We start from the raw sequence: 23,600 nt of genomic DNA, 5'->3' as shown, positions 1-23,600 counted from the left end.
GGTACGGGTGCCAGTCGTGGATACTGGCACTGTAATAGCGGCAGGCGTCGGGTTATACCGGTTTTCAGTAAAACTCGTCTTTATGCTGGTACCTGTATTCTTGTGTGATTCCGGTGTACCCATAGGATGCTGCTTTGCAATCAATAACATGTACGTTGGATTGTGGGTGCAAGTTACCTATCGCCTGTTCCATTGCGTTGTAGATTGCTTTTTGGTATGCGGCTTTCTGATCTTTGCTACAGGTTTCATCTACCACTGTGACTTCAAGTCTGAACGAGTTTTTCCCCCATTCAGCCAGGCTTTTGCCATCGATAAACCAGTCGTCATCAGCAACATGCCTGATTATCACCATGGTTTCAAAGCTGTTTTTCTTTAATATGTCGCATGTGATTTGAGTGGCTAAAGCAACACAGGCTTTGGTTAATTGTGGGTTCTTTTCACCAGATAATGTAAGGGTAATTCCAGGCATCACGTATCCTTAATTCAATGATTACCAGAAGATATTGCCACAGTAGTTATTTAATAACAGGGTACTGTGCATAATCGAAAAATAAGTACAACGTTAACTGTGATTGTGGAGCGGGCGTAGCAGCGCTTTATTTTGCTGTTTACTGGCGGGGTCGGGTTCTGCTTCGCCCTGTACGGTATTCTATAATATAGGGGAAATGTAGCCCACCGAAGCGTTACACTTACTCTGTTCTGCCACCGCAATGCAGGGAAATGATGAAAAATAAAATTCTGGTAAGTGCCTGCCTGATGGGTTTTAAAGTTCGTTATAACGCAAGTGAGAAAGCACAGATGGCAGAGCAACTTGCTCTTTGGCAACAGGAGCAACGCCTGGTTATTCACTGCCCTGAATTGTCTGCGGGGTTACCTGTACCTCGCTCACCGGCAGAGATTCGTTCTGCTAACGGTGGCACAGGTGTAATGCACGGGCAGGGCAGAATAATTGAAAAAACCGGGCAGGATGTGACTGCGCATTATCAACTTGCAGCCTGGTTGGCCCTGCGGGCGGCACAGGAGTCTGGTTGCACCGCTGCGTTATTAACAGACGGCAGCCCAACATGCGGCAGCCAGTTTATCTACGACGGCTCTTTTAGCGGGCAACGCCAGCCAGGTATGGGTGTTGCGGCAGCATTGCTCATTGAGCAGGGTATTGCTGTTTTTTCCGACACCCAGTTTGCAGAACTGGTTAGCTGGATTGCGGAAAAAGAAAATCCTGAATTTCCTTTGTGAAGGAAAATCAGATCGCTTTCAGCATGAGTTACTTCAGGCAATCAATATATTTCTGCCCAGAAAATTGGACAATATTATCTGCATGTTCGGTTATTTCTCGCCCTTCAAATGCACCATATATCTGTGAGTATTTAACAATGCTCAGGCGGTTCATTATGCTTCTGACCGTTTCTGCAGATAATGGTAAGAGGTTAGGGTAACTCCACATGAATGATACGTTCTTTCCCCCCGGTGTTACCTGAACAATATCCCCTGAAAACAGGATCCCATCTCCCTGCTCCCAGTGGAGAACACTACCGCCAGAGAAATGCCCACCAAGATGAATCAAACGAACATCAGGAGCTAATTGTAGTGAGTCCCCATCCCAGAAAGTAATGTACGGGCTGCCGCGCATTACCCACTGCCGGTCACTCGAGTGAAGATAAACTGGCGCGTTAAACTCTGCAGCCCACTCCTGCATTGTGGTGTAGAAATGCGGATGTGATATAGCGATAGCTTTCAGTCCACCCAGTGAAGAAATAAGTGTTTTTGTGGCATCATCAAGTACGGCTATACAATCCCAAAGAATATTACCATTAGCCGTTTTTAGGATGAATGCACGCTGATTAATTGCAAATTCAGGAACTGTTGTAATGCTAAATATATTGTCTTTAAACTGCTTCCACTTATTTGTATGTGTGGCAATCAGGGTTGGCCATTCAACCCATTGTTGGCCAGCTACAGGCACATACTGGCGCTCATCAGCACAGATTTCACAACATTCCGACGGGGCGTCGAGAAACGCATAAGAAGTACCGCAAACCTTGCATAAAGTAATCATTGTGCTGAATGCTCCCATATTGAACCCGGCTTCAAATAAGCTGCCCGACCTGAATATTTTCCACTGACTTCATCTGTTACTTGCCTGCCTAATACTCACATTTTGGTAACCGTGGTTAGCATGGCAGATTGCCAATCAGGCATGTGCCGTTTTGTGCTTATATATTCCGTAATATATTGAGAGAAAATACTCAGGTTAAGTAACCGCTCTTTGTAACTGACGAGGTAGGCAGGGACTTTTTTAGATAACAATTGTCTACTTTGTCTCAAGCGCTGAAACGCTAAGTTAGAGTGGGTTATTGACCAAGTGAAAATAAAGGAAGTGTATGAAAATTAAGATCTGTGATGCGCCTGATATTCCGCAACTGGCAAGGGTTTTTGTCGAAATGGAATCGTATTACTTCGGGAATGAGGCTGCCAGCTATGACGAAATGCTCTCTTATCTGACTCACCGAGTTTTCTCTGCTTATTCGGGTGTGACTGTACTGGGCGCATGGCAAAACGGGACACTCGTCGGATTTGCTACATTCACTCTGATGTTCCCGGCACCGAAGTGCTCTGGGCAAGCGTATATGAAAGATCTTTTTACCTCGGCAGCAGTGAGAGGCCAGGGAGTAGGTAAGTCACTTATGCGATTTATAGCTGCTTTTGCCATAGAACATGGTTGCATAAAATTCGACTGGACGGCCGAAACCACCAACCCCAAAGCAGCCCTTCATCTCAGTCAGCTGGTCCGCTCCGTGCCAGGAACAATCGTGCTATGTTAGTTCAATGGGAGCAGGTCATGACATGACAGTCCATCAGCTATTTCACGCTGGTGGCAGAGATTAAATGCTCTTTAAAGATTCTGGATATCACTCGCGGGAACAGAGCCTGACTGAATCAGACTCTGTAAATAAATATGGTTACTGTTTGTTATCGTGCTGAGCCTGCTGTTTTCTGTACCTGACCATATGAAGTGGTATCTAACTTTCTAATAGAAGGGGTCAAGCATGCACAGAAGGTAGCGAGCAGTACAGCTATTGCGGAAATGAAAAGTACATTACTGCTACCAAAATGGAATGCCAATGGCCCGGCAACTAATTCACCAAATGGGATAGCCACAAACGACCCCACAGCATCATAAGCATATACACGAGCCAACTTTTCCGGTGGGATATGCGTTTGTAGTGAATGAGCCCAGGATACACCGAACAGACCAAAGGTGACGCCAGTAATAAAAAAAGTAGCAATGAGCCACCATGCCGAAGCAAACTGACTCAGCAAAAAAATGGGCACAGCGCAAAACGCAACTAGCATAACGCCGATAAAAAGATCTCGCCTTGGACGCCATCGCAGGGCCAAAGATGAGCCAGCCATCAGACCAACACTTTGTGCTGCAACAATCATCCCCCAATAGGTTCGTCCAAAAGAGACATCAGCGATCACCGGACCAAGAATCATCATCACGCCACTAAAAGCGGCATTGATAATGGTAAATTGCAATACAATCGACCATACCCAGGTTCGGCGTGAGAATTCTATCCATCCTTCTCGTAAGTCTTGAAAGAAATTACCTGTCGGTTGGCATGTTTCGATTGAGCTAACTCGAATGAGAAAATAAAGTGGCGCAGAGGCAGCAAAGCCGATGGCATCGGCTCCGAGTCCCCATCCGGGGCCAACAGCGCTGACCAGAATCCCCCCCAGCGAGGCACCGAACATTGTTCCACCATAGATGCCGAGCTGAATTAAAGCATTGGCTCCACGCAGGCTTTGTGCCGGAACAGTTTGGGGGACTAATGCTGAAGAAGCGGGTAATGCGATGCCTGCCGCCGCACCATTTAAAATGCCGAGTAATGCAAGATTTGTTACTGTCGCTGACCCCGCCAGCACGGCCCCAGCAACGAGAGCTTGTGATACTGCTGCAACGATTGAAGATGAGACCAATACCTGACTACGCGAGTAACGATCTGCCAGCACACCACCAAACAACAAAAATACGACGTTAAAGACAGAGCGGGACGCAACAACAATGCCTAAGTCAGATGCTGAACCGCCAATATCAAGTACCGCAAATGCCAGTGCAATAGGGGCAACACCATTGCCAATAACCGTCAGCATGCGTGCGAAAAATAAAAAACGAAAAGGTGAGAAATGAAAAGCAAAAACTTTTTTATTATGCATATAAACTCTGACAGTGCCTTTGGCTGATAAATGCGTTCGAGTATACCTTTGTCTCTAAAGTATCCAGATGTTAATCACCTTGTGAAATTAAATAGTTGCTTTACGGTTATTCTGTATTTCAGTAGTGACAATATGAGCGCGTAGTGCGCTCATAAATTTTGCCACTACAGTTTGCCCCGTGCCAGGCGCGGACAAAGATAACCTTAAACACGGCTAATCAACACTTAGCTGGCATACCCATTTATTTCTCAGAGTAGGAAATGCGGTATCCACTACCTTCTCTGAGAACGCTGGCAAACCCGGCCTGACTTAAGTGCATACCTGCAATCAGCAGTTTTTCCCTGACAGCTTTTTCCATAATGTTCTTCCTTGTTTCCTCGGCCTGAGCGGGGTCGGTGTCGAATAAAATAGTAACAGCCGGTTGAGCTGACTGAATATGAGGATAATGGACGATGTCTCCCCATATTAATAAGCATTTTTCATCCCCATCGATACGAAATCCTGTATGCCCGGGGGTATGCCCCGGTAGCCATACCGGGAGAATACCTTCTGCTATCTTGTCGCCGTTAAAAAAACGCACGTTCTGGGCATATGCGTCTAACATTTGGCGGGCCAGCCAAAAATTACGTTGCCCACGTTCATTGGCTATTTTGAGTTTTTCATCATCCTGCCAGTATTGCACCTCGAGAGGATGAAGAATAATTTCAGCGCGTTTAAAAACTGGCTGTTTTTCAGAATCCAGCAAGCCTCCAATATGATCCGGATGGCAGTGCGTCAATAAAACTGTATCGACGTCGTCAGGGCTGACACCCGCTGTTGCAAGATTTTCTTTGAGTTGTCCTGCCATGTTGTTCAGCGATCCTGTGCCAGCATCAACCAAAATTATTCGGCCCCGACCGCGAATAAGATAGCAGTTTATATGGATCTCATCGGGCTTATTGATTCCGGCACTGCATTGAATGATGTTCGCATCAGCTTTTTCGATGCCTGACAACAAATCCAGACTGGCGGACATATTGCCGTCACTCAGCGCAGTTATTTGAAAATCTCCAATTTGACGGAACGGAAAGGAATGGCTCATTGATACCTCGGGATTAGTTACGGGCAAATATGTGTTCTGTTGGGGAACCAAAACAGCGAATACGGGTGGTCAGACCAGAGGCCTGCTTAGTGGCAAAATCGAGTTGGCGCATAAAGTTCTCCATCACTTCATGGGTACGTAATGTTGTCAAACGATAAAAAAGCTCGGCATAGACCAGTTGCCCGCATCCTGCCTTTACATCGACAAAAATGATATGAACATTTTTGGGTTCTGCACCAAGGATTTCACAGCACAGGACACTGCATTTATGGGTAAAATCACCAAGGCTTTTAAACTTGTCACAGTGATTATCAGAAATATAAAAAGTCAGATTAGGCATGATGTTATGGCTTCCCTTCTTCAGCATTCTGCAACTGCTCTATCAGAGGCTCGTAGAGGTACACATTGGGGGCTTCTGTAAATAGTGGGCCAATTTCAACAGGCAAAACATATGCAACACGATATACAGGGAATTTATCCAGCCCCACCGCATGCATTTCCAGCCCCCTGTATCCCAGCTCTGTATCTAAAAACGCTATTGGCTTTGAACTCAATAGCAGAATTTCATCGGAAGATATGGCTGGAGCCAGGTCTTCACCTGCATACAGATTACGGTGCCAGTCAGTAATGCAGGCCTGCCAACGAGAGAAATTACCGCCTCCTTTTAAACGGTAATCATCACTGCTGAGAACATCCGCATCGCTAATGGTATGAATGGCAAGGTATACAGGGCAGCCGGATTTGGTTGCACGAAAGCGTTGGGATGTAGCAAAGCCAGTAACAGATATTAAAGCGGGTAGTTTTTTCTTGCTGTAAAAGGCATTCCATTCTGCCTCGCTTTCAGAGTCGTTATACGAGCATTCCACGGTATAGAACATCAGCTCATCTCCACATGAAACATAGACGTAAGAAAATACATTCTCTTAATGACTTTTAATCATGCTACAAGCTGATTTAACAACTTAAAATCGATAATATGTCACTCAATAGTGACATTAAGTCAACATAAGCACTTTGCAGGCTCTGAGAAAGGGGCAGGTTTTATGCGCAGAAAAATACCCAGTAGTGCGTCCCTGCAGGCTTTTGATGCTGCCGCAAGACATGGTAATTTTGCCCGGGCAGCAGAGGAGTTGTCGTTGACGGAAGGGGCCATTAGCCGCCAGATTGCGCGTCTTGAAGCTTTGCTGAACTGTAAATTATTTGACCGTATGGGAAGCAGGGTGAAGCTTAACCCTGTCGGCGCGCGCTACGCACATCATGTGCATGAAACTCTCGATCGGCTCGAAAGAGACACACAGTACATAATGGGAATGCCTGAAGGCAGTAAGAATCTGGATATCGCGGTCCTGCCGACCTTTTCCTGCCGTTGGCTTATTCCTCGTCTGAACAGCTTTAACGCTTTGTTCCCGGACATAACGTTAAATATTTCGGCCAGAATAGATCCTTTTATTTTGCCAGGCAGTGGCTTTGACGCTGTCATTCATTTTGAACATTCCGCATGGGCAGGTATGCGTATGCGATTCCTGTTTCAGGAAAATCTGCTGCCTGTTTGCCACCCTGCATTGTTGACAGACAGTGACGTCAATCAACAGTTAAACGAACTTCCGCGAATTCACCGTCGACAGAATCCTGATGCATGGCATCACTATGCCCGGGAAAATGGAATACACCTTGATAACCCGGCTCAGGGTGTGTGGTACGATCTTCATGAAATGGTAATCGCTGCTGTTATGGCGGGACAAGGGATTGCATTGGTTCCGCGTATGTATATCGAGAATGAGTTGAGCTGCGGTATGCTTGTTTCGCCCTGGCCAGCTTCAGACAGCCTTAGCAAAAAATTCTGTTTAGTAAAACCGACGGAAACGGGACTAAATGAGGCAGCTCTGGAGTGTTTTGAACGCTGGTTGCTTGCTGAAATGAATACGCTTGCAAGTACAGCTTAATACCAAACGATGAGGTGACGTCTGTTCCTCCCTCAAAGCGGACTGTTAGCTCGTCCCTGCGTGCCAGATGCGGACGTACCACCTTGGTATGTTAAATGAACGCGGATTATTCCTGGGGCGTAAGCAGGGGGAATGGGTACATTACTGTTTGTCGCCACAATTCCTCGGCTGGGTTGCTCAGGTTATTGAGCAGACCCGGTTAAGTGAACAGGAGACTGTTCGGGCTTTAGCTTGTGCGCCACGGGCGAAAAAGGGTGAAGGCTGTTGCTCGTCGGTGTGTTAAGCGTTGTTGTTTTCATATTTGAAAAAACAGATATATGAGTCTGATGACAAACTTCATATCCGCACAGAACCAGAGGGTGTCACCCAGTAAAAAACCAGGAAAATCAATGTATTGATTTTCGCCTGCTAACTAAAAAGAAGGAAAAACCACACTTTCCCTTCTTTTTCATCACGTTGATATACATGTCGAGCAACTGGTAGACCCGGCAGGAAAGGCCTGAAGTAACACCTGAAGCCAGGGCGGAAGTCATCCGGCACCAGAGAAACAGGCGGACGCATCGGGTTGTGCACCCGTGCGCCCGTGGAACGCGATGCGTCCCCTTCGCTGCAAAGCCCCATGGGCTACTGGGGGTCAGACCGTGGCGACCGGCGTTGTCGGCGATCCGACTGCACCGGGTAAGCGTAACGGCGGGGCGGTAAGCAGGAATGCCGTGCGTTGGTGCTTGGCAAGCCAGTCGGCCAATGGGCTCATTAACCAGAGCTCTCCCAGATAAACACCTAACTGAAACAGGCACAAATCATGGAGTGGATGTGAGGGGTACGTTTCGTCCAACGTCGGGGTCGCTGGCAGTATTTCGACGGCCGGGTTATCAGCCAGTAACGCGACAATACCACTGTCATGCACCCACTGGCGCAAGGCATTGTCCCGGCCATCCAGCCCGGCAAAATGCTGTGAAAGATACGCCATATCCGGCTCGCCGTTCATGGCCATAATGGCTTCATCCATGCCGGTGCGGAAACAAACCATATCGCCGGGGCGGATCTCAATGTTGTCGGCCTTGATTATCGTTTCAATGTCATCATAGCGAATGGCGCGTCGCGCAATACCCAGGTGCCGTTTGATATCAATCATAACAGCCCGCCCCTGAATACCCTGTTCTGCCATATTCTCGATACCTAAGGCATTCGCCCCTTGATGTGTGCCGTGCTGGCAGTGGTGCCCGGTACGGTAATCGGTTTCGCCAATAATGTCCTCGCCAGCCTTGAACCCGTTATAGAAAACCATTTCAGGTTCATTATTATCGTTGACATCAAACCATTGCCCCATATGCGCCAGGCTGTCCCATTGGGTGGAGTATTGCAGCGCCAGCGTGACGGTATCATCACAGATAATATCGGTGAGGTGCGCATCGTCCCGTGATAAGGGGTACGTCATGTTGGCGCATTCCCCGCGCCGTGTCGCAGTAAGTTGCGGAGGCGGACGCCGGGGATTCATGGCTGTGCCGCCGGGCAGATTAAGCGGCAAACTCAGACAAAACGTGCGCCCTTCTTTTACCTCTGCAATCCCTTCCAGTACTTTGCCCGCGGTTAACAGGTTGAGGCGGCCAAGTTGGTCATCCGGGCCAAAGTCACCCCAGGTGGACAGGGGAGGGCGTTTTTTCCATCTCTTCGTCATATTTCACTCCGGGTTGAAGTTTCAATCGTGGTGCCTTCTGCGGTCAGTGTCATAGGTTTAACGGTGGGTAACCACACCCCGTAAATCACTGCACCTGCGATGCCGACGACACCCGCGAGAATTAAAGGAATCGAAAACGAATGGGTGTATTGCATGATGACGCCAATCAGGACGGGGGAAATAATCCCGGCCAGATTCGCCGCCATATTTTGAATACCGCCAATGGTGGCGACATTGGCTTTATTAGGGGCGACATCTGAAGGCAACGCCCATAACGCAGCGGAAGCGAATGTCGCGGCAAAGTTGGCAAAGCACAGTGCCGCCAGCGCCAGGCCTACGGTGGGGGAAAAGGCGGCGAGCCCAATGGAAGCGCTGCCGAGCATGCCACCCACCAGAGGAATTTTGCGTGCGATGCTGAGTGAGTAGCCTTTGCGGACCAGTGAGTCGGACAATAAACCACCACACCATCCGCCGACAATGGCCGCGATACCAGGCAACATGCCCAGTAACCCCAGCTTCATCAAGGACAGATGGAACGTATCGACCAGGTAGGACGGGAACCAGGTAAAAAAGAAATAAGACACAAAGTTAATGCAAAAAAAACCCGCCATCATGGCTTGCACGGTGCGCTGAGAGATAAGCTGGCGAACACTCATGGGGTGGCCGGTTTGGTCATCCTGATTGGCTTCAATAAAGGCGAGTTCTTCAGCGGAAATCGCGCGGTGCTCTTGCGGTTCCCGGTACCAGACATACCAGATGATTGCCCATATAATCGCGATGACGCCGGACAGTACGAACGTCATACGCCACCCGACCAGCGCAATCAAAAACGAAATCAGGGGGATGGCAAGTGTGCCGCCGATTTTACTGCCATTGTTAAAAGTCGCGGCGGCAAAGCTCCTTTCCTGGCGGGGAAACCAGCGTGTCACGGTGGAGGAACTGGCCGGGTAGGCGGGCGCTTCTACTGCACCGAGCACAAACCGGAACCCCAGTAGTGCCGTGATGCCGTTTGCTAAACCGCAGGCAGCGGTTGCCAGCCCCCAGCCCAGGCTGCTGAGTGCGAAGGTTATGCGTGGCCCCAGGCGGTCAACCAGCCACCCCCCAGGCAGCTGGAATAACACATAGCTCCAGAAAAAAGCAGACAGTAACAGGCCGCTGTCAGTCGGGGAGAGATGCAGGTCATCGGTCATAAAAGGGATGCCAACACTCATGGCGGCACGGTCGATGTAGTTAATCGCCACACCGATTGAAAGAACGGTCAGGATGGCGAAACGGAACCGCCCCTTTTTTTTATTGCCCCGTGTGTATTCGGGTGATCCAGTGGTACTTGACGACATCATTGACTCCTGTAGCTCTGTTCAGGTGATTAAATCGCATTGGGCGCGATATTGGTCATAAAGTGATGTTCAGGTGCTTTTCTTAGTGAAGGTCCTGTATTAGCAAATGTTGGAAGACAGAAAGACTGCTTTTTGTTGTGATTGAAAGTAATCATTGCGAACCGCGCTTGTCATATCGGTGTTTATAGTATGTTATCGGTATTTTTCCAACTATGAATTTGATCACAAATACTCAAATATGAGTATTAATAATCAATAAGTGATTGAGATACACCATTTTGCAATGCGCTTTGTGAATGTGATGTGTGAATGTGGATCGCATGTAGTGGGAAAAGCCGTGCGTTAAAGGTTGAAGCCGCCGTAAGTGGGATGGGCCTGGCATATGTACCGGAGTGCTACGCCCGGCAGTGGCTTGCCAGTGGGCAGTTGACTAGATTGCTGGGCGACTGGGAAGTTTCGTCACAAGGCATTGCGCTTTACTTCCCACAAAACCGGCATATGCCCGTCGCACTGCGGCTGTTTATCGATACAATCAAAGCAACATTGCGCGTACAAAATTGATTCACCTGCCATGACTACCTTTTATCAACTCACAGCTACCAACCTACGGGGCCAGCCCATCTCTATGGCCGACTATGCAGGCAGACATTGCACCCTGCACCATCAGCCGCTCTTAAATTGCAAATATTACTGCAGCTTAAACAATCCTTAATCCCACACAAAAAGTAAGATATTTAGCTACGCTTAATTCGTTCTCTCATATAAGGGGATTTAGCGTGAAAAAAACTCTGTTGTCTCTGGCCTTGCTTATGGCAAGTGGCGCTGCATGTGCGCAACAAATAAGTGATAAATACGCTGAAGATGCCTTTATCTATGCGTATTCGATGGATGAAGCGTACAAGTTCTTTTATGAAACGGCTATCAAGACCGGTACACCTTTGAACCGTTTCCAGAACATTCGCCACATTGCTGATGATACCTACACCGACCACCCAACCATTAACAACGACACCCTGCATTTAATGGGCTGGCTGGATGTGGCTGCGGAACCGGTTATTGTCAGTATTCCGGATATGGATAAAGGGCGTTACTGGATTTTGCACACCATGGATATGGGGCATTACACCACGTCAATGATTGGTTCCCGCCTGCGTGGCACCAAAGGCGGCCACTTTATGTTTGCCGCCCGTTCATGGAAAGGTGAAGTACCCGCCAGTGTGACCGAAGTTATTCGGGTGGATTCCGATTTCCTCAAGCTGATGGGCCGTATCATGGCGACAGGAAAAGAGGATGAAAAAACGGCACTCAATTACATGGATGACTGGAATATCCGCACACTCTCAGCTTATCTCGGTGTACCTGGGCCCAAACCGAAAGAGCGCACATTCCCGGACCCGGCCAAAACCAACTGGTTACAGCGGGTGAACTTTGTGCTGTGTGAAGGCGACATGGGCACGACGGACAAAAAATGGCTGGATAAATATAAGGATATTGGCCTGGCACCCTGCAAGGAAGACTTCACCCCAGAACAACTGGATGCCGCCAAACGGGGAGAAAAACTGGGGATGGCGTATTTGGCGGAACTGGCACCAAAAATGAAAAACGCCGGGAAACTACTCGGCACCCGTGAACAGTTACAAAATGGCCAGCGCGACCTGTTTGCCGAAGGAACTTATCTGGGGCAATGGGGGCTTCCGCCAGATGAATCTGTTTACTTACAGGAAGTGAAAGGTTCTGACGGGCAAAATATTAATGGAGCCAACGGGAAAAAATACCGTATGCACTTTAAGGCACCGGATGTCAGCCAGTTCTGGTCATTCACGGTGTATGCCACAGATACCAAATTGATGGCGCACAATGCCATTAACCGCCACAGCCGTGGGGACCGCACCCTTAAACCGGGGCCGGATGGCATGTATACCATAGAGCTTAGCGCCAAAGGCGACGCTAAAGACGCCAACTGGTTACCGATCCCTGAAAAAGACGCCTATATCATTATGCGTATGTACGGGCCGAGCAAAGCCATTCAGGAAGGAGAATATAAGTTCCCGGTAGTGGAAGTGGTGAAATAAGCAGGCGGGCAGGGCCTGCAATAACAGGCCCTGCAGTAAACCTCAGCAGTTAAATAAGTGCCCAAAATATGGGTGATAAAGAGAAAGACTCTATAACTGCACAATAATCGCAATATTGGCAATAAAAGGAAAAAACCAGGAAAGCACAGGCCTGCCCTGATGGGGAAACCTGATTTGCCGGGGCATTCAACTCATAACATTCAAAATCCTTTCAAATACATACGTCTGTATTCAGATGATTCCTAGTGTGTCGATTTGTGTTGAATCAGATAATGCCTATCTTTCATCGTTGGGGCCGTGCGGTAGCTCCCCCATAAATCTGCATCATTATTTTCATCAGGGGGCCGGGAATGGCGCCCATCTGGATGCCAGGAACCGATTTATGCTCAATCGCATCACTGTTCAATTACCGGCGGATGGACTTGTCTTTTGGAAACTTTCTGGCCGGGAAGCTATCTCTGAATCTTTCGCATTAAATCTGCAACTGTTGGGGACGGATGCCCGTCTGGATCGCAGCAAACTGTTGGGCCAGCCCGTCACAGTGACCATTCCGACTCAAACCCTGACCACAGACCGTTATATCAATGGCAAAATTACCCGTGTGGCCGTGAGCGCAGTAGAGCTATCTGGCACACGCTACGCAGTCTACCAGTTGACGGTGGAGCCAGACCTCTGGCCCATGAAACGCGACCGCAACCTGCGTATTTTCCAGGGGCAAACCGTCCCACAAATTGTGAAAACCCTGCTGGGTGAGTACAACGTCAATCTCGAAGACAAGCTGATTGGCAGCTACCGAATCTGGGATTATTGCGTTCAGTACCAGGAAAGCAGCTTTGACTTTATTTGCCGCCTGATGGAGCTGGAAGGGATAGCCTGGCATTTCCGCCACGAAGCCGATAAACACACCCTGATCCTGACCGATTCCGCGACCCAAAACACACCGTTCACGGGCTACGAAATTATCCCTTACCACCAGACACAATCAGGCGGGAGTACCGACGAAGAAGGGATCGGGCAGTGGGCTATCGAAGATTGCGTCACCCCAGGGTTGTACAGCCTGGATGACTATGACTTCCGCAAACCCAATGCCTGGCTGTTCCAGAGCCGACAAAACCCGGCCTCGCCTGCACCGGGAGCCATCGACGTGTACGACTGGCCTGGTCGCTTTGTCGAACATGGGCATGGTGAGTTTTACGCACGTATTCGCCAGGAGCGCTGGCAAGTTGAACACCAGCAAATCGCCGGAACGGCAACCGCCATTGGTATTGTGCCGGGGAATACCTTCCAACTGACTAACGCAGCTTTTTTTGATGATAACGGCGAATACCTGGTCACGGCGGCAGAGTACACCTTCGAAGAAAACCGCTATGCCAGTGGTGAAGACAGCAACACTGTTCACCGTATTGATTTCAGTGTTATCCCCTCTACGGTGGTTTTCCGCCCGCTCCAAAAAACACCCTGGCCGCGTACCTTTGGGCCGCAAACAGCCAGGGTTGTTGGCCCCAAAGGGGAGAGCATCTGGACCGATAAATATGGCCGGGTAAAAGTGAAATTCCACTGGGATCGCCTGGCGAAAGGGGATGATACCAGTTCCTGTTGGGTTCGCGTTTCCAGTGCCTGGGCAGGCCAGGGGTATGGCGGGGTACAAATTCCCCGCGTCGGCGATGAAGTGGTGGTCGATTTTATTAACGGCGACCCGGACCGGCCGATTATTACCGGGCGTGTTTACAACGAAGCCAGTATGCCCCCCTGGGCATTACCTGCCGCCGCAACCCAAATGGGTTTTCTCAGCCGGTCGAAAGACGGCACTGCCAGCACCGCTAACGCATTGCGTTTCGAAGATAAACCCGGCGAAGAGCAGGTCTGGGTTCAGGCGCAGCGCAATATGGATACCCTGGTCAAGAATGATGAAACCCACAGCGTGGGTGGCTCACGGACAGTGAGTGTGACACAGGATTACACCGGCACTGTGGAAGGCGCACATACCCAGGCGACACAGCTTGCTCAGAACGAAGTGGTGGGTGGCGGGTATACCCAGTTGGTGAAGGGCGCAATGGTGATGGCCTCCGATACAGAAATAAGGCTGGTTTCCGGCAATTCTGCGCTGGTACTGGGGGCAGGAGGGCAGGTCACACTGCTGTGCTCAGATTTTGCCATCAACGCCTCAGGCGGCGGGCAAATTAATACGCGCGGCATGTTGGATCTTAACCTGACAACGCCGTCAGAAAATACGGCGATAAACCCAACGATTAATGATATCCAGCAAGCGGTTGCTGCTGTGTTTAAAAAGGGAACGGGTAACGCATGAGTCAGCCTGTATTTACGCTTTCTGAAGGGACGCTAACCCTGCCGCAAGCCGGCCAGGACAACAGCATCACCATCCTTAAATTTGACGATGCAGGTGCTTCACTGGTGATTACCCGCGCCTGGGATGTAAAACCCGGCGACGAGGAAAACTACCTTAACCAGCAACTGGCAAAAATTAAGCGCACCATGAAACGTGTCGTGCTGGGGGAGATCCAGCCAACCCTGGTGGCGGGCCTGGATGCCCGGGAAGTTGCTCTCAGCTTCGATAACCAGGCCACGAGGGTAAATGAGCGCATTGCTGTGTTGCGCCACCAGGATCACCTGATGGTGATGACACTCACCCGAATCACGCCATTTGATGCCAGCGCAGATGCATTCTGGGCCGCGATTAAAGATGGATTTCAACCTGGAGCATAACGGTGACGGATTACCTTGCGGCTCGCATGAATGACCCACTAAGGCACAGCTCCGCTATCGCGGACTTTGTCAGTGGTCTTGTGGAAGGCGCTGTTGTTGCCGGGGCAATTGCTCTTGCAGCAACGGGCATTGGCGGCATTCTTGTCGCCGTTGCCGTTGGCGCGTTGATGGTCAGCGGTAAATTAACCGAGATAAGCAATGCGGCCGGTGACTTCGTTGGCGGCCTTTTCCCCCGCGGGTCGCCTGATGCTTCTATTGCCTCTGGTTCCCATAATGTACAGATCATGAAGCAAAAGGCAGCCCGTGCCGCCGGGACAGTTAACCGGGCCTGGTTAGAGTCTGGTGCCGCCGAGGAAGGCACAGACTGGCTGGGGCTTGGGCTGGGCCTGCTGGTGGGTGTGGCAAACACCGCACGTATCGTAATGAATCCGATGGGTGCCCTGGTAGACACAGTGCGTAAAGAAGGCGTTGATGGCCTGCTTGAGGATGCCAAATCATTCAGTTACAACGTTTGGGAAAGCCTGGCGCAACCAGTGGTGGAAAGTGCCAGCCCTTATGCGACAGCAATGCCAGAAGACACTGTGCACTGCACCAAAGGCCACGCCATCACCACCAGTAATTTTATTGCCCAGGGCTCCAAAAAGGTTCTTATCAACAACCAGCCTGCTGCGCGCAATGGTGATAAAAGCACTTGTGAAGCCGTTATCGAACTGGCCGCAAACCCGCGTGTTCGTATTGGCGGGGAGACGGTCACCGTGCGTGATATTCACAGCGGTAAAAATATGCTGGCCTATTATGCCGGGGTGATTACTGGCTCGCTTGGCATAGGGCTATTGCGGCAGTTATTAAAAGAAGGGATTAGCTGCCTGATCCTGCGCCAAATGGGAAGAGACTTTGCCTGCCCGCTGATGGGCGCGATGCTTGAAAATATTGGTGGAACAGTTATGAGTGCGGCGGTGGCGACCGCGGTTGTCGGCAGTGCGCAAACCGCGCACCCGGTCAATATTGCCACCGGGGCAAAAGTGCTGGCCGGGGACGAAGAACGGGATTTTGTCCTCCAGGACCGGATCCCGTTGTACTGGCAACGTATTTACCACAGCCGCAATACCGCCACCGGCATGCTGGGCCAGGGCTGGATGCTGCCCTTTGAAACGCGGTTGCATCGCCTGGCAAGCAATCAATTGATTTATAAGGATATGTCCGGGCGTGAGATGGACATGGGGGAGGTTAACCCTGGCGATGTTATCTTCTTCCAGCAAGATGGCCTGAAGCTATTTTGCAGCCCGAACGGCGCGATGATCCTGCAAACGGACCAGGGCGAGTTCCAGCTCTATGAGCCGGACCCGACCCGGCCTAATCAGTGGCGTATCCAGTCTGTTTATGATCGCCACGAAAACGTCCATTATTTTGACTGGGATAACCAGGGGCGGCTGGCCCGGATTTCCAGTGACAACGAAGAGCTGAATGTTGAGCTGGATTATACCGATTTCCCGGATGGGATCCCGGAAGGCCGTCTGGGCGCGGTGTACCAGGTTTATGACGGAACCCGGCATTTGCTGGTGTCCTACCAGTACAACGCCCGTGGGCAATTAACCCATGTTGCCGATGCCGACAGTATTGTGACCCGCCGTTTTGGCTGGGATGATGCCAGCGGTATGCTGGCCTGGCACGCCTATGCGACGGGCCTGACGCTGCACTACCAGTGGCAGGCGAGTACGCTGCCCGGTGCGCATTTCTGGCGAGTCTGTGCCTGGCAGGTGTGTGATGACCAGGGCAACCAACTGGAAAGCTGGCACTTCGACACCGACGAAGCTGCCCGTCACACCCGGCTCTACAATGATAACGGGGTCACCAGCCACCACCACTGGGATACCTTATCCCGAATTACCCGCTATACCGATACCCACGGTGGCGACTGGCGTTTTACCTGGTCTGGCGCTACGGAACAATTGCTGACCCTGACGGAGCCGGAAGGTGGCGTGTGGGAGTTTGCCTGGGATGAACGCGGCAACCAAACGCTGGTGCGAGACCCGCTGGACAGAGCGACGTTAACCACCTGGCACCCCTGGTACAGCTTCCCGGTGAAAGAAGTACTGCCGGACGGTGCAGTCTGGCAATACGAATACAATGTGGCCGGGGATGTTATCCGCGTGACTGACCCGCTGGAGGGCGTGACCCGGTTTGAATGGAACGAGCAGGGCGACTTAATCCGGCGCACTGATGCGCTGGAAAACAGCCACCGCTTCTGGTGGAACTGGCGCGGCCAGCGCGTGCGGGAAGAAGACTGCTCGGGTCACCAGAGCCACTGGGTCTATGATGCCGCCGGGCGGCTGGTTCAGACCACCGATGCACAGGGCAATGCGGAGCAATACACCTGGAGCCCGGCATCGCGCCTGGCAGCCTGGCGGCGAGCCGACGGCCGTGAAACCCGGTTTGACTACAATCACGCAGGCCTGCTGTGCGGACAGAGTGTGGATGGCATGCTGGAAAGCCATGTGGTGCTGAATGCCCGCGGCCAGGTGACGGAAGCGGTGAACCCGGCAGGCCAGGTGACCCGTTTTGATTTCAGCCCGGAAGGGCGTTTGCTGGCGCTGACCAACGGCAACCGTCAACAGTGGCGTTTTGATTACAGCCCGCAAGGGTTGCTGCGCAGTGAGTCTGACTACGCAGGGCGCAGGACAGAGTACCGTTACAATGCCGCCCAACAGGTGGTGACCCAGACCCGCTATCCGGAAGCGGGCAGTACGCTGGCCCCGCAGGTGCTGAATTTTGAGTACGATGGCGTGGGGCGACTGGTGGCGCGCGAAACGGCGCAACACCGCACGGAATACCATTACAGCGCACTGGCGACAGAAATCCGGCGTATGCCTTATGCGGCCTGGCGGCAGTCGGTTGTGACCGGGCGCGAGCCGCAGGAGACAGAGCTGCTGGTTTTCCGGCGCAATTTACTGGGTGACCTGGTGAGTGAAGAAAATGCAGACGGCACGTATCTTCACGACCGGGATGCGCTGGGAAATCTGCGTGCCACCACATACCCGGATGGCCGCCAGTTACAGTACCTGCGTTACGGCACCGGGCACCTGCTGGAGATGCAGTTGTCGCTGGGTGGGCAGACCCACAGCCTGGCAGGTTACCAGCGTGACAGGCTGCACCGTGAGACATCGCGCACGGCGGGGCCGTTACAGCTGGAAACGGAATATGATGTGGTGGGCCGGGTGACCCGGCAGCACTGTGCAGATACTACCCGGTCGCAGCTGGTGTATGAGCGGCGTTACCAGTGGGACCGTGCAGACCAGATAATCCGCGAGATGCTGACCGACGGCGCCCCGGCAGGGCCGGGCGAGAAGTACCGCCAGAGCCTGTGGGGTTACGACGCGGCAGGCCGCCTGACGCAGAGCCATCAGCCGGGCCGTGAAGAGCATTTCTGGTACGACGGTGCGGATAACCGTACGGACGCGACACTGCATCCGGTGTGGAATAACCTGCTGAAGCGCCTGGAGGGTGTGGCAAGGGAATACGACGGTTTCGGGCGGATGGTGGCGCGGCACGACACGCGTCGTGGCGTGAAACAGCGCTTTACGTATGATGAAGAGCAGCGCATCAGTGCGGTGGAGCTGGAAGGTGACCCGGAGTGGAGCCGTGCGGAATACCGCTACGATGCACTGGGGCGGCGGACAGAAAAACGGCTGTGGAAACGGCACCAGGACAAAGACAAAGACACATTCACGCAAATTCGTTATGCGTGGAGCGGGCTGCAACTGGTGGGTGAATATGACAATACCCGCCCGGACGCCGCAGTACAGTATGTGTATGAAGAAGGGAGTTACCAGCCACTGGCCCGGGTGGAAAGCCAGGGGAATGCGGTGGCGGGGCTGTACTGGTACCACGGAGGGCTGAACGGCCTGCCGGAGCAGGTGACGGATGAAGAAGGTCGCCGGGTCTGGCGGGGCGTGTTCAGTGCCTGGGGCAGAACAGAGCAGGAAAGCGGAGGCGCGCACTGGCATGTGGCGCAGAACCTGCGGTTCCAGGGCCAGTACCTGGATCGTGAGACGGGGCTGCACTATAATACATTCCGGTATTACGACCCGGCGGGCGCGTGTTATACACAGAAAGACCCGATAGGGTTGGCGGGTGGGATAAACTTATACAGTTATGTGCCGAATCCGCTGGCGTGGGTGGATCCGTTGGGGTTGGCTGGATGTAGTGATAGAGACTGGGGGGCATACTACTCGAAATTGTCGGATACAACACCGCCGTCAACAATGATTAATCCTCATGCTCATCATATAGTTTTTAAAGGGGAATTTGCGCGTTCACCACAAATGCAAGCAGCTTTAAACCGAAGCCGGAGTGTTTTGGATAAGTATAACATTAACTCAGTAGAGGATGTTTCGGCTTTAATGTGGGCAGAAAATAGAGGACATACAATCGCTAATGCTAAATTAGTTGCTGAAAAACTTGAAACGGCTCATGAATTTATAAGTAATAAAGGGTTATCAGCCTTAAACGCTACAAGTGAAATGAAATTGGCGCTCCAAAAAATTGGACTTGAGGTTTTTGGTAATTAATCTTGTGAGGTATGTATGGATTGGAATAAATTTGAAGATGATTGTTTTCAGCTCACAGTTAAGTTGATAAAGAGAATCTTATCTGAGAAACCTAATGAAAACTTCTATGCTTTTTCTTTATACACAGATAGCAGTGCTATGACTGTATCTTTGAGTGCAAACTCTGAGGAAAAATTAAAAGCTATACTCGATGTGGATAGTGATAAAAGTGAAGAAAATCAGCGCTATTATAGGTGGGCAACTTCTGAATGGGCTTATGAAGGGTATGGTGCCGATTTATTTTCTGAAATCAGTAAGGAGTTGAGGTTATCACCAGAAAGAGAGCATTTGTCTGATTTTAAGAAAAACCTTATTAACTCTCTGACGACTGTACTAAAAAAAACTCATGAAGAGATATTAAAAGGTGAGAATGTTGCAGCTATTATGTTTGTATCTATTACAGACGACGATGATGCTGAATATATAGAAAATATATCATCTAAAATTATAAATAGTGGAACTGCACATTGTCTTTTCTCAAAAAGATATGGGGGTGAATAATTAGACTTAGGCATGTGTAAAATGTCAATAAAAAATCCGGAAGCGATCCCAACGATCCTTCCGGCTTTATTTTATCGTCCGCTCCGTGGACTGTAAGTACACCCATATTAGTTCAACACTTTTTTGAGATTTCCTGATTTTCAGCCATCTGCCGGTACGCAGGTGTCGGCCACAGACCAATACATCGTACATAAAAATGAAGCAACACAGGCGGCAAGTTGTAAGCCCCTTATGCAGAGCGCTGGACTGGCGCAGCATAAAGCGCTAGTTGGAACACATTAGTAATGCTACTTCAGCCCCGGAACAACCCCTCCCTCTGAACGAGCCTGGCGGTATCACCCCCAACGCGCTCCCTCTGTTATTTGCCAACTCGTATCTCTATACCGTGCGCTCCTGGCTGGCTATCCACAATAAATACCGTATTGAAATTAGCAATCATTCGCATTAAATTGTCTCTCCTTTGACGAGCAAGAACTGCTGTCGTCGCCAATAAAAGCGTGGGGCATACTGTATGGCTGGCTGGAAAACGGTAACACCGTACCCAGGAACACAACTCTTTTCGGCTCTGTGGGTGGCTCTGTTGCTCATTCTTCTTCCCGCAGTCAGTGGTTACGCCAGGCCAGATATGCAACCGCTGGGGGAGAACATTGCCGATAAAGGCTCCAACTGGTATCACTTCAACGTGAAGCAGTTCGATTCGGCAGACGGGCAGCGCCACTATAAAGTGTGGGCCGCCATTCCCAACCAGTCGCCTCCGCCAGCAGGTTACCCGGTACTGTATATGCTGGATGGCAATGCGGTGATGGACCGCCTGTCGGAAGCATTCCTCAAGCAACTTTCCGCTAAAAACCCGCCTGTGATTGTGGCCGTTGGCTACCAAACCCGGCTACCGTTTGATTTAGCCGCTCGCGCCTGGGATTACACCCCACCAGAAAGCACGCCTGAACCGGTAAAAGCCAGCGCAACACGCTTTGGCCGCAAAGGTGGCGGCAGCGCAGAGTTTCGGCGCTTGCTGGAAAGCGTGATTGCACCAGCAATGGAAAAAGGGGTTCACATCAACCCGGCGGAGCGCGGGCTGTGGGGGCACTCCTTTGGTGGGTTGTTTGTTATCGACACTTATCTGTCTTCCCCATTCTTTACCCATTATTACTCTGCCAGCCCCTCACTGGAGCGGGATAACTTCGCAGTACTGAAACGCCTGGTAAACCTCACTCCGGCCCAGTTTTGCCACAAGCAACTGGAATATATGGAAGGGACCGGAAGCAAGGCTTCAGCGGCCGACAAAAATGCCCCCGTTAACACAGCACTGGTGTTGAACAAGGCAGAGCAGGCGATAAACACATTACGCACGCGCGGGGTGAATGCCAGCGCCAGGCTCTACCCAGGGCTTACCCACGGCCAGGTATTTAATACCTCTTTCCACAGTGCGTTGTTGCAAATGGCAGAACAACCAGCCAGCGCGCCCACCACAACCTGCACCAACAGTACCGCTCTGGCTGGTTAAGCAATCAAGGCTGGTGTCCGGCACCAGCCAGCAGCAGATCTTCTAATATCCCACCTCTGGCCGCACTCGCTCTGATGGCGGTTTTTTTGCTTTTTCCCGGTATTTTCTTCCCCTGAAACTCTTTTTTTTGGGCTTGCTCACATTATGCCTGGTGGTTGGTTCAGCATGCTGAACCGGTAGTGTTTTGCGGCAATTGATGCCGATAGACTCACTTTTAACCACAAGGGGCCACCAATGAGCAGAACAGGGTGTACATCATTAATCCGCGCAGAAAAAATTCTGACTTACATTGCCTATATTGGTGCGGTGGGGTTTATGGAATTGCTGCGGGAGTTTCAGTACCCAAAAAGCAGCCTGCTGAATTTACTGAATACCATGGTGGAGTGCGGGTTCCTGGTCAAAAACAGCCAGGGGCAATACACCCTGGGGATTAAAAACTATGAGCTGGGTTGCCAGGCGCTGCACAGAAAAAATATCTTCGAAGTGACCAAACGGCCCATGCAGGCGTTGTCGGCACAAAGCGGGCTGATTTGCCATCTGGGCACTATTGAGAATGGGTACGCAATCTATTTAGATAAAGTGGAAACCCCAGGCACGGCACCCACCCGTAAAAGCTGGATTGGCAAAAAACTGGAGTTACATGTTACTGCGCTGGGTAAAGCATTACTGGCATGGAAATCTAAAGAAGAAATTGACTACTTCATGGGAACGCTGGCGCTGGCTAAATATACCGAAAACACGATTACTGATAAGAAAGCATTTATTAGCGAACTGCAGAAAACACGCTCCCGTGGCTGGGCAATTGATAATGAAGAATCTGCCTTTGGCGCAGTTTGTTTGAGTATGCCGATATTCGATTTGTACCACCGGGTAAATTACGTGATTTCGTTATCCGGTAATCCATTTATTTTCTCTGGAAAGAAAAAAGAACATTACTTATCACTGTTGAAACAATGTTCAGAACAGATATCTGAAGGGCTTGGTTTTAAAAAACAACCGCGTTTTAGTAATAAAGGAAGTGTATATGATTACAAAGTTTAAAGGCATTATTCCTCCTGTTTCCAGCACCTTTGATGCCGAAGGGAATATTGACCATACGGCAATTAAGCAGGTGGCGGATTTTCTGATAACTAAAGGGGTTGATGGCCTGTTTTACCTTGGTACCGGGGGTGAGTTCAGCCAAATGAGCGGCGGGCAGCGGATGGCATTTGCCCAGGCCGCAGTCAGTGCCGTAGACCGGCGGGTACCGGTGTTGATTGGCGTGGGTTCAACTTCGATGGAAGAAGCTGTTGCCCTGGCGCAGCATGCAGAAAAAATCGGTGCTGACGGCGTGGTTGCTATTAACCCGTTTTACTGGAAAGTAGCACAACGCAATGTGGAGTTGTATTACAGCGCAATTGCCCGCAGTGTTTCTTTACCGGTTATTATCTATAACTTCCCGGATTTAACCGGGCAGGATATGTCGCCGCAAATTGTCAAAAAGCTGGTGCTGCAAAACAGCAATATTGTGGGCATTAAAGACACCATCGACAGTGTGGGCCACTTACGCAGCATGATTAATACCGTAAAAGACGTTCGGCCTGATTTTTCTGTCTTCTGTGGTTATGACGACCACTTGTTTAATACCTTGCTGTTAGGTGGCGATGGCGCAATTTCTGCCAGCGCAAATTTCGCGCCCGAATTATCTGTGGGAATTTACGATGCCTTTTGCAAAGGCGAATATGCTGAAGCTGTAGCATTGAATAAAAAACTCATGCAATTGCCTGGCCTGTATTCACTGGAAACACCGTTTATTTCATTAATTAAGTATGCCATGCAATGTGTTGGCTTGCCCGTTAATACCTGGTGCCGGCCACCGGTAATGGAAGCGACAGAAACAGCAAAACAACAAGTGCGCGAATTACTGGCGGCTCAGGGTCTGTTAAAACAATAAGG

20 protein-coding genes and 2 pseudogenes are annotated in these 23,600 nt (G+C 50.6%); 14 read left to right on the top strand and 8 right to left on the bottom strand.

From position 1 onward, the window contains the following. Positions 1-64: 64 nt before the first annotated feature. Positions 65-469, bottom strand: a complete 405-nt coding sequence (locus tag LC084_RS09435; protein WP_226570886.1) for a tautomerase family protein — start codon at positions 467-469, stop codon at positions 65-67. 254 nt (positions 470-723) lie between these two features. Between LC084_RS09435 and LC084_RS09430 the strand changes: the two genes are divergently transcribed. Then, the gene (locus tag LC084_RS09430; protein ID WP_226571197.1) at positions 724-1,236 is read left to right on the top strand and encodes a DUF523 domain-containing protein; all 513 of its coding nucleotides are present in this window, start codon (positions 724-726) and stop codon (positions 1,234-1,236) included. 28 nt (positions 1,237-1,264) lie between these two features. Here LC084_RS09430 and LC084_RS09425 read toward each other — a convergent pair whose 3' ends face one another. Next, complete coding sequence (locus LC084_RS09425) at positions 1,265-2,056, bottom strand: MBL fold metallo-hydrolase (RefSeq protein ID WP_226571196.1); 792 nt, start codon at positions 2,054-2,056, stop codon at positions 1,265-1,267. Positions 2,057-2,381: 325 nt separating this feature from the next. On the opposite strand from LC084_RS09425, the gene LC084_RS09420 reads away from it, so the two are divergent. Then, on the top strand, positions 2,382-2,822 hold the full coding sequence (locus LC084_RS09420) for a GNAT family N-acetyltransferase (protein ID WP_226570885.1): 441 nt from the start codon (positions 2,382-2,384) through the stop codon (positions 2,820-2,822). 148 nt (positions 2,823-2,970) lie between these two features. Here LC084_RS09420 and LC084_RS09415 read toward each other — a convergent pair whose 3' ends face one another. The 4 genes from LC084_RS09415 to LC084_RS09400 all read right to left on the bottom strand — a co-directional run bounded on the left by LC084_RS09415 (position 2,971) and on the right by LC084_RS09400 (position 6,177). Then, entirely contained in the window at positions 2,971-4,218 is a 1,248-nt protein-coding gene (locus tag LC084_RS09415; protein ID WP_226570884.1) for an MFS transporter, read from the bottom strand. Between the two features lie 241 nt (positions 4,219-4,459). Continuing rightward, the gene (locus tag LC084_RS09410; protein WP_226570883.1) at positions 4,460-5,299 is read right to left on the bottom strand and encodes an MBL fold metallo-hydrolase; all 840 of its coding nucleotides are present in this window, start codon (positions 5,297-5,299) and stop codon (positions 4,460-4,462) included. Positions 5,300-5,312: 13 nt separating this feature from the next. Further along, positions 5,313-5,639 (bottom strand): hypothetical protein, encoded by a 327-nt coding sequence (locus LC084_RS09405; protein ID WP_226571195.1) that lies wholly within the window; start codon positions 5,637-5,639, stop codon positions 5,313-5,315. 4 nt (positions 5,640-5,643) lie between these two features. Next, a complete protein-coding gene (locus LC084_RS09400) occupies positions 5,644-6,177 on the bottom strand; it encodes a sugar ABC transporter (protein WP_226570882.1) in 534 nt (177 codons plus the stop codon). 165 nt (positions 6,178-6,342) lie between these two features. Between LC084_RS09400 and LC084_RS09395 the strand changes: the two genes are divergently transcribed. Next, positions 6,343-7,242, top strand: a complete 900-nt coding sequence (locus LC084_RS09395) for a LysR substrate-binding domain-containing protein (protein WP_226570881.1) — start codon at positions 6,343-6,345, stop codon at positions 7,240-7,242. A gap of 79 nt (positions 7,243-7,321) precedes the next feature. After that, a pseudogene (locus LC084_RS09390) lies at positions 7,322-7,525 on the top strand (transcriptional regulator); the annotation flags it as partial. Between the two features lie 351 nt (positions 7,526-7,876). Here the strand turns inward: LC084_RS09390 and LC084_RS09385 are convergent. Next, entirely contained in the window at positions 7,877-8,920 is a 1,044-nt protein-coding gene (locus LC084_RS09385; RefSeq protein ID WP_226570880.1) for a cyclase family protein, read from the bottom strand. Next, positions 8,917-10,257: an MFS transporter gene (locus tag LC084_RS09380; protein ID WP_404808360.1), complete on the bottom strand. Its 1,341-nt coding sequence runs from the start codon at positions 10,255-10,257 to the stop codon at positions 8,917-8,919. The genes LC084_RS09385 and LC084_RS09380 overlap by 4 nt, the downstream gene beginning before the upstream one ends. 309 nt (positions 10,258-10,566) lie before the next feature. Here LC084_RS09380 and LC084_RS09375 point away from each other — a divergent pair, with 309 nt between their 5' ends. From LC084_RS09375 to LC084_RS09330, 10 genes and pseudogenes are all read left to right on the top strand, one after another. After that, entirely contained in the window at positions 10,567-10,818 is a 252-nt protein-coding gene (locus LC084_RS09375; RefSeq protein WP_226570878.1) for a LysR substrate-binding domain-containing protein, read from the top strand. A 10-nt stretch (positions 10,819-10,828) separates the two neighbouring features. Further along, positions 10,829-10,903 (top strand): annotated as a pseudogene (locus LC084_RS09370) (glutathione peroxidase); the annotation flags it as partial. Between the two features lie 130 nt (positions 10,904-11,033). Beyond that, the gene (locus tag LC084_RS09365; RefSeq protein WP_226570877.1) at positions 11,034-12,329 is read left to right on the top strand and encodes a DUF1254 domain-containing protein; all 1,296 of its coding nucleotides are present in this window, start codon (positions 11,034-11,036) and stop codon (positions 12,327-12,329) included. A gap of 382 nt (positions 12,330-12,711) precedes the next feature. Continuing rightward, positions 12,712-14,637, top strand: coding sequence for a type VI secretion system Vgr family protein (locus LC084_RS09360; RefSeq protein WP_226570876.1), 1,926 nt, complete (start codon positions 12,712-12,714; stop codon positions 14,635-14,637). After that, positions 14,634-15,053 carry a DcrB-related protein gene (locus LC084_RS09355; RefSeq protein ID WP_226570875.1) on the top strand — a complete coding sequence of 140 codons (420 nt, stop codon included), beginning with the start codon at positions 14,634-14,636 and terminating at the stop codon, positions 15,051-15,053. The genes LC084_RS09360 and LC084_RS09355 overlap by 4 nt, the downstream gene beginning before the upstream one ends. Positions 15,054-15,055: 2 nt before the next feature. Continuing rightward, complete coding sequence (locus LC084_RS09350) at positions 15,056-19,621, top strand: RHS repeat-associated core domain-containing protein (RefSeq protein ID WP_226570874.1); 4,566 nt, start codon at positions 15,056-15,058, stop codon at positions 19,619-19,621. A 15-nt stretch (positions 19,622-19,636) separates the two neighbouring features. Then, positions 19,637-20,161, top strand: a complete 525-nt coding sequence (locus tag LC084_RS09345; protein ID WP_226570873.1) for a DUF4303 domain-containing protein — start codon at positions 19,637-19,639, stop codon at positions 20,159-20,161. A gap of 511 nt (positions 20,162-20,672) precedes the next feature. Next, positions 20,673-21,665 (top strand): alpha/beta hydrolase, encoded by a 993-nt coding sequence (locus LC084_RS09340; protein WP_319004401.1) that lies wholly within the window; start codon positions 20,673-20,675, stop codon positions 21,663-21,665. A 234-nt stretch (positions 21,666-21,899) separates the two neighbouring features. Further along, positions 21,900-22,706, top strand: a complete 807-nt coding sequence (locus LC084_RS09335) for an IclR family transcriptional regulator (protein ID WP_226570872.1) — start codon at positions 21,900-21,902, stop codon at positions 22,704-22,706. Then, positions 22,690-23,598, top strand: coding sequence for a dihydrodipicolinate synthase family protein (locus LC084_RS09330; protein WP_226570871.1), 909 nt, complete (start codon positions 22,690-22,692; stop codon positions 23,596-23,598). Before LC084_RS09335 ends, LC084_RS09330 begins: the two co-directional genes overlap by 17 nt. The last annotated feature ends 2 nt before the right edge of the window (positions 23,599-23,600 follow it).

Origin of the sequence: Mangrovibacter yixingensis, from assembly GCF_020523985.1 — a bacterium.
GTDB classification, from domain to species: domain Bacteria; phylum Pseudomonadota; class Gammaproteobacteria; order Enterobacterales; family Enterobacteriaceae; genus Mangrovibacter; species Mangrovibacter yixingensis.
The sequence above is the reverse complement of the archived record's forward strand: the minus strand, read 5'-3'. Positions and strand labels throughout refer to the sequence as shown.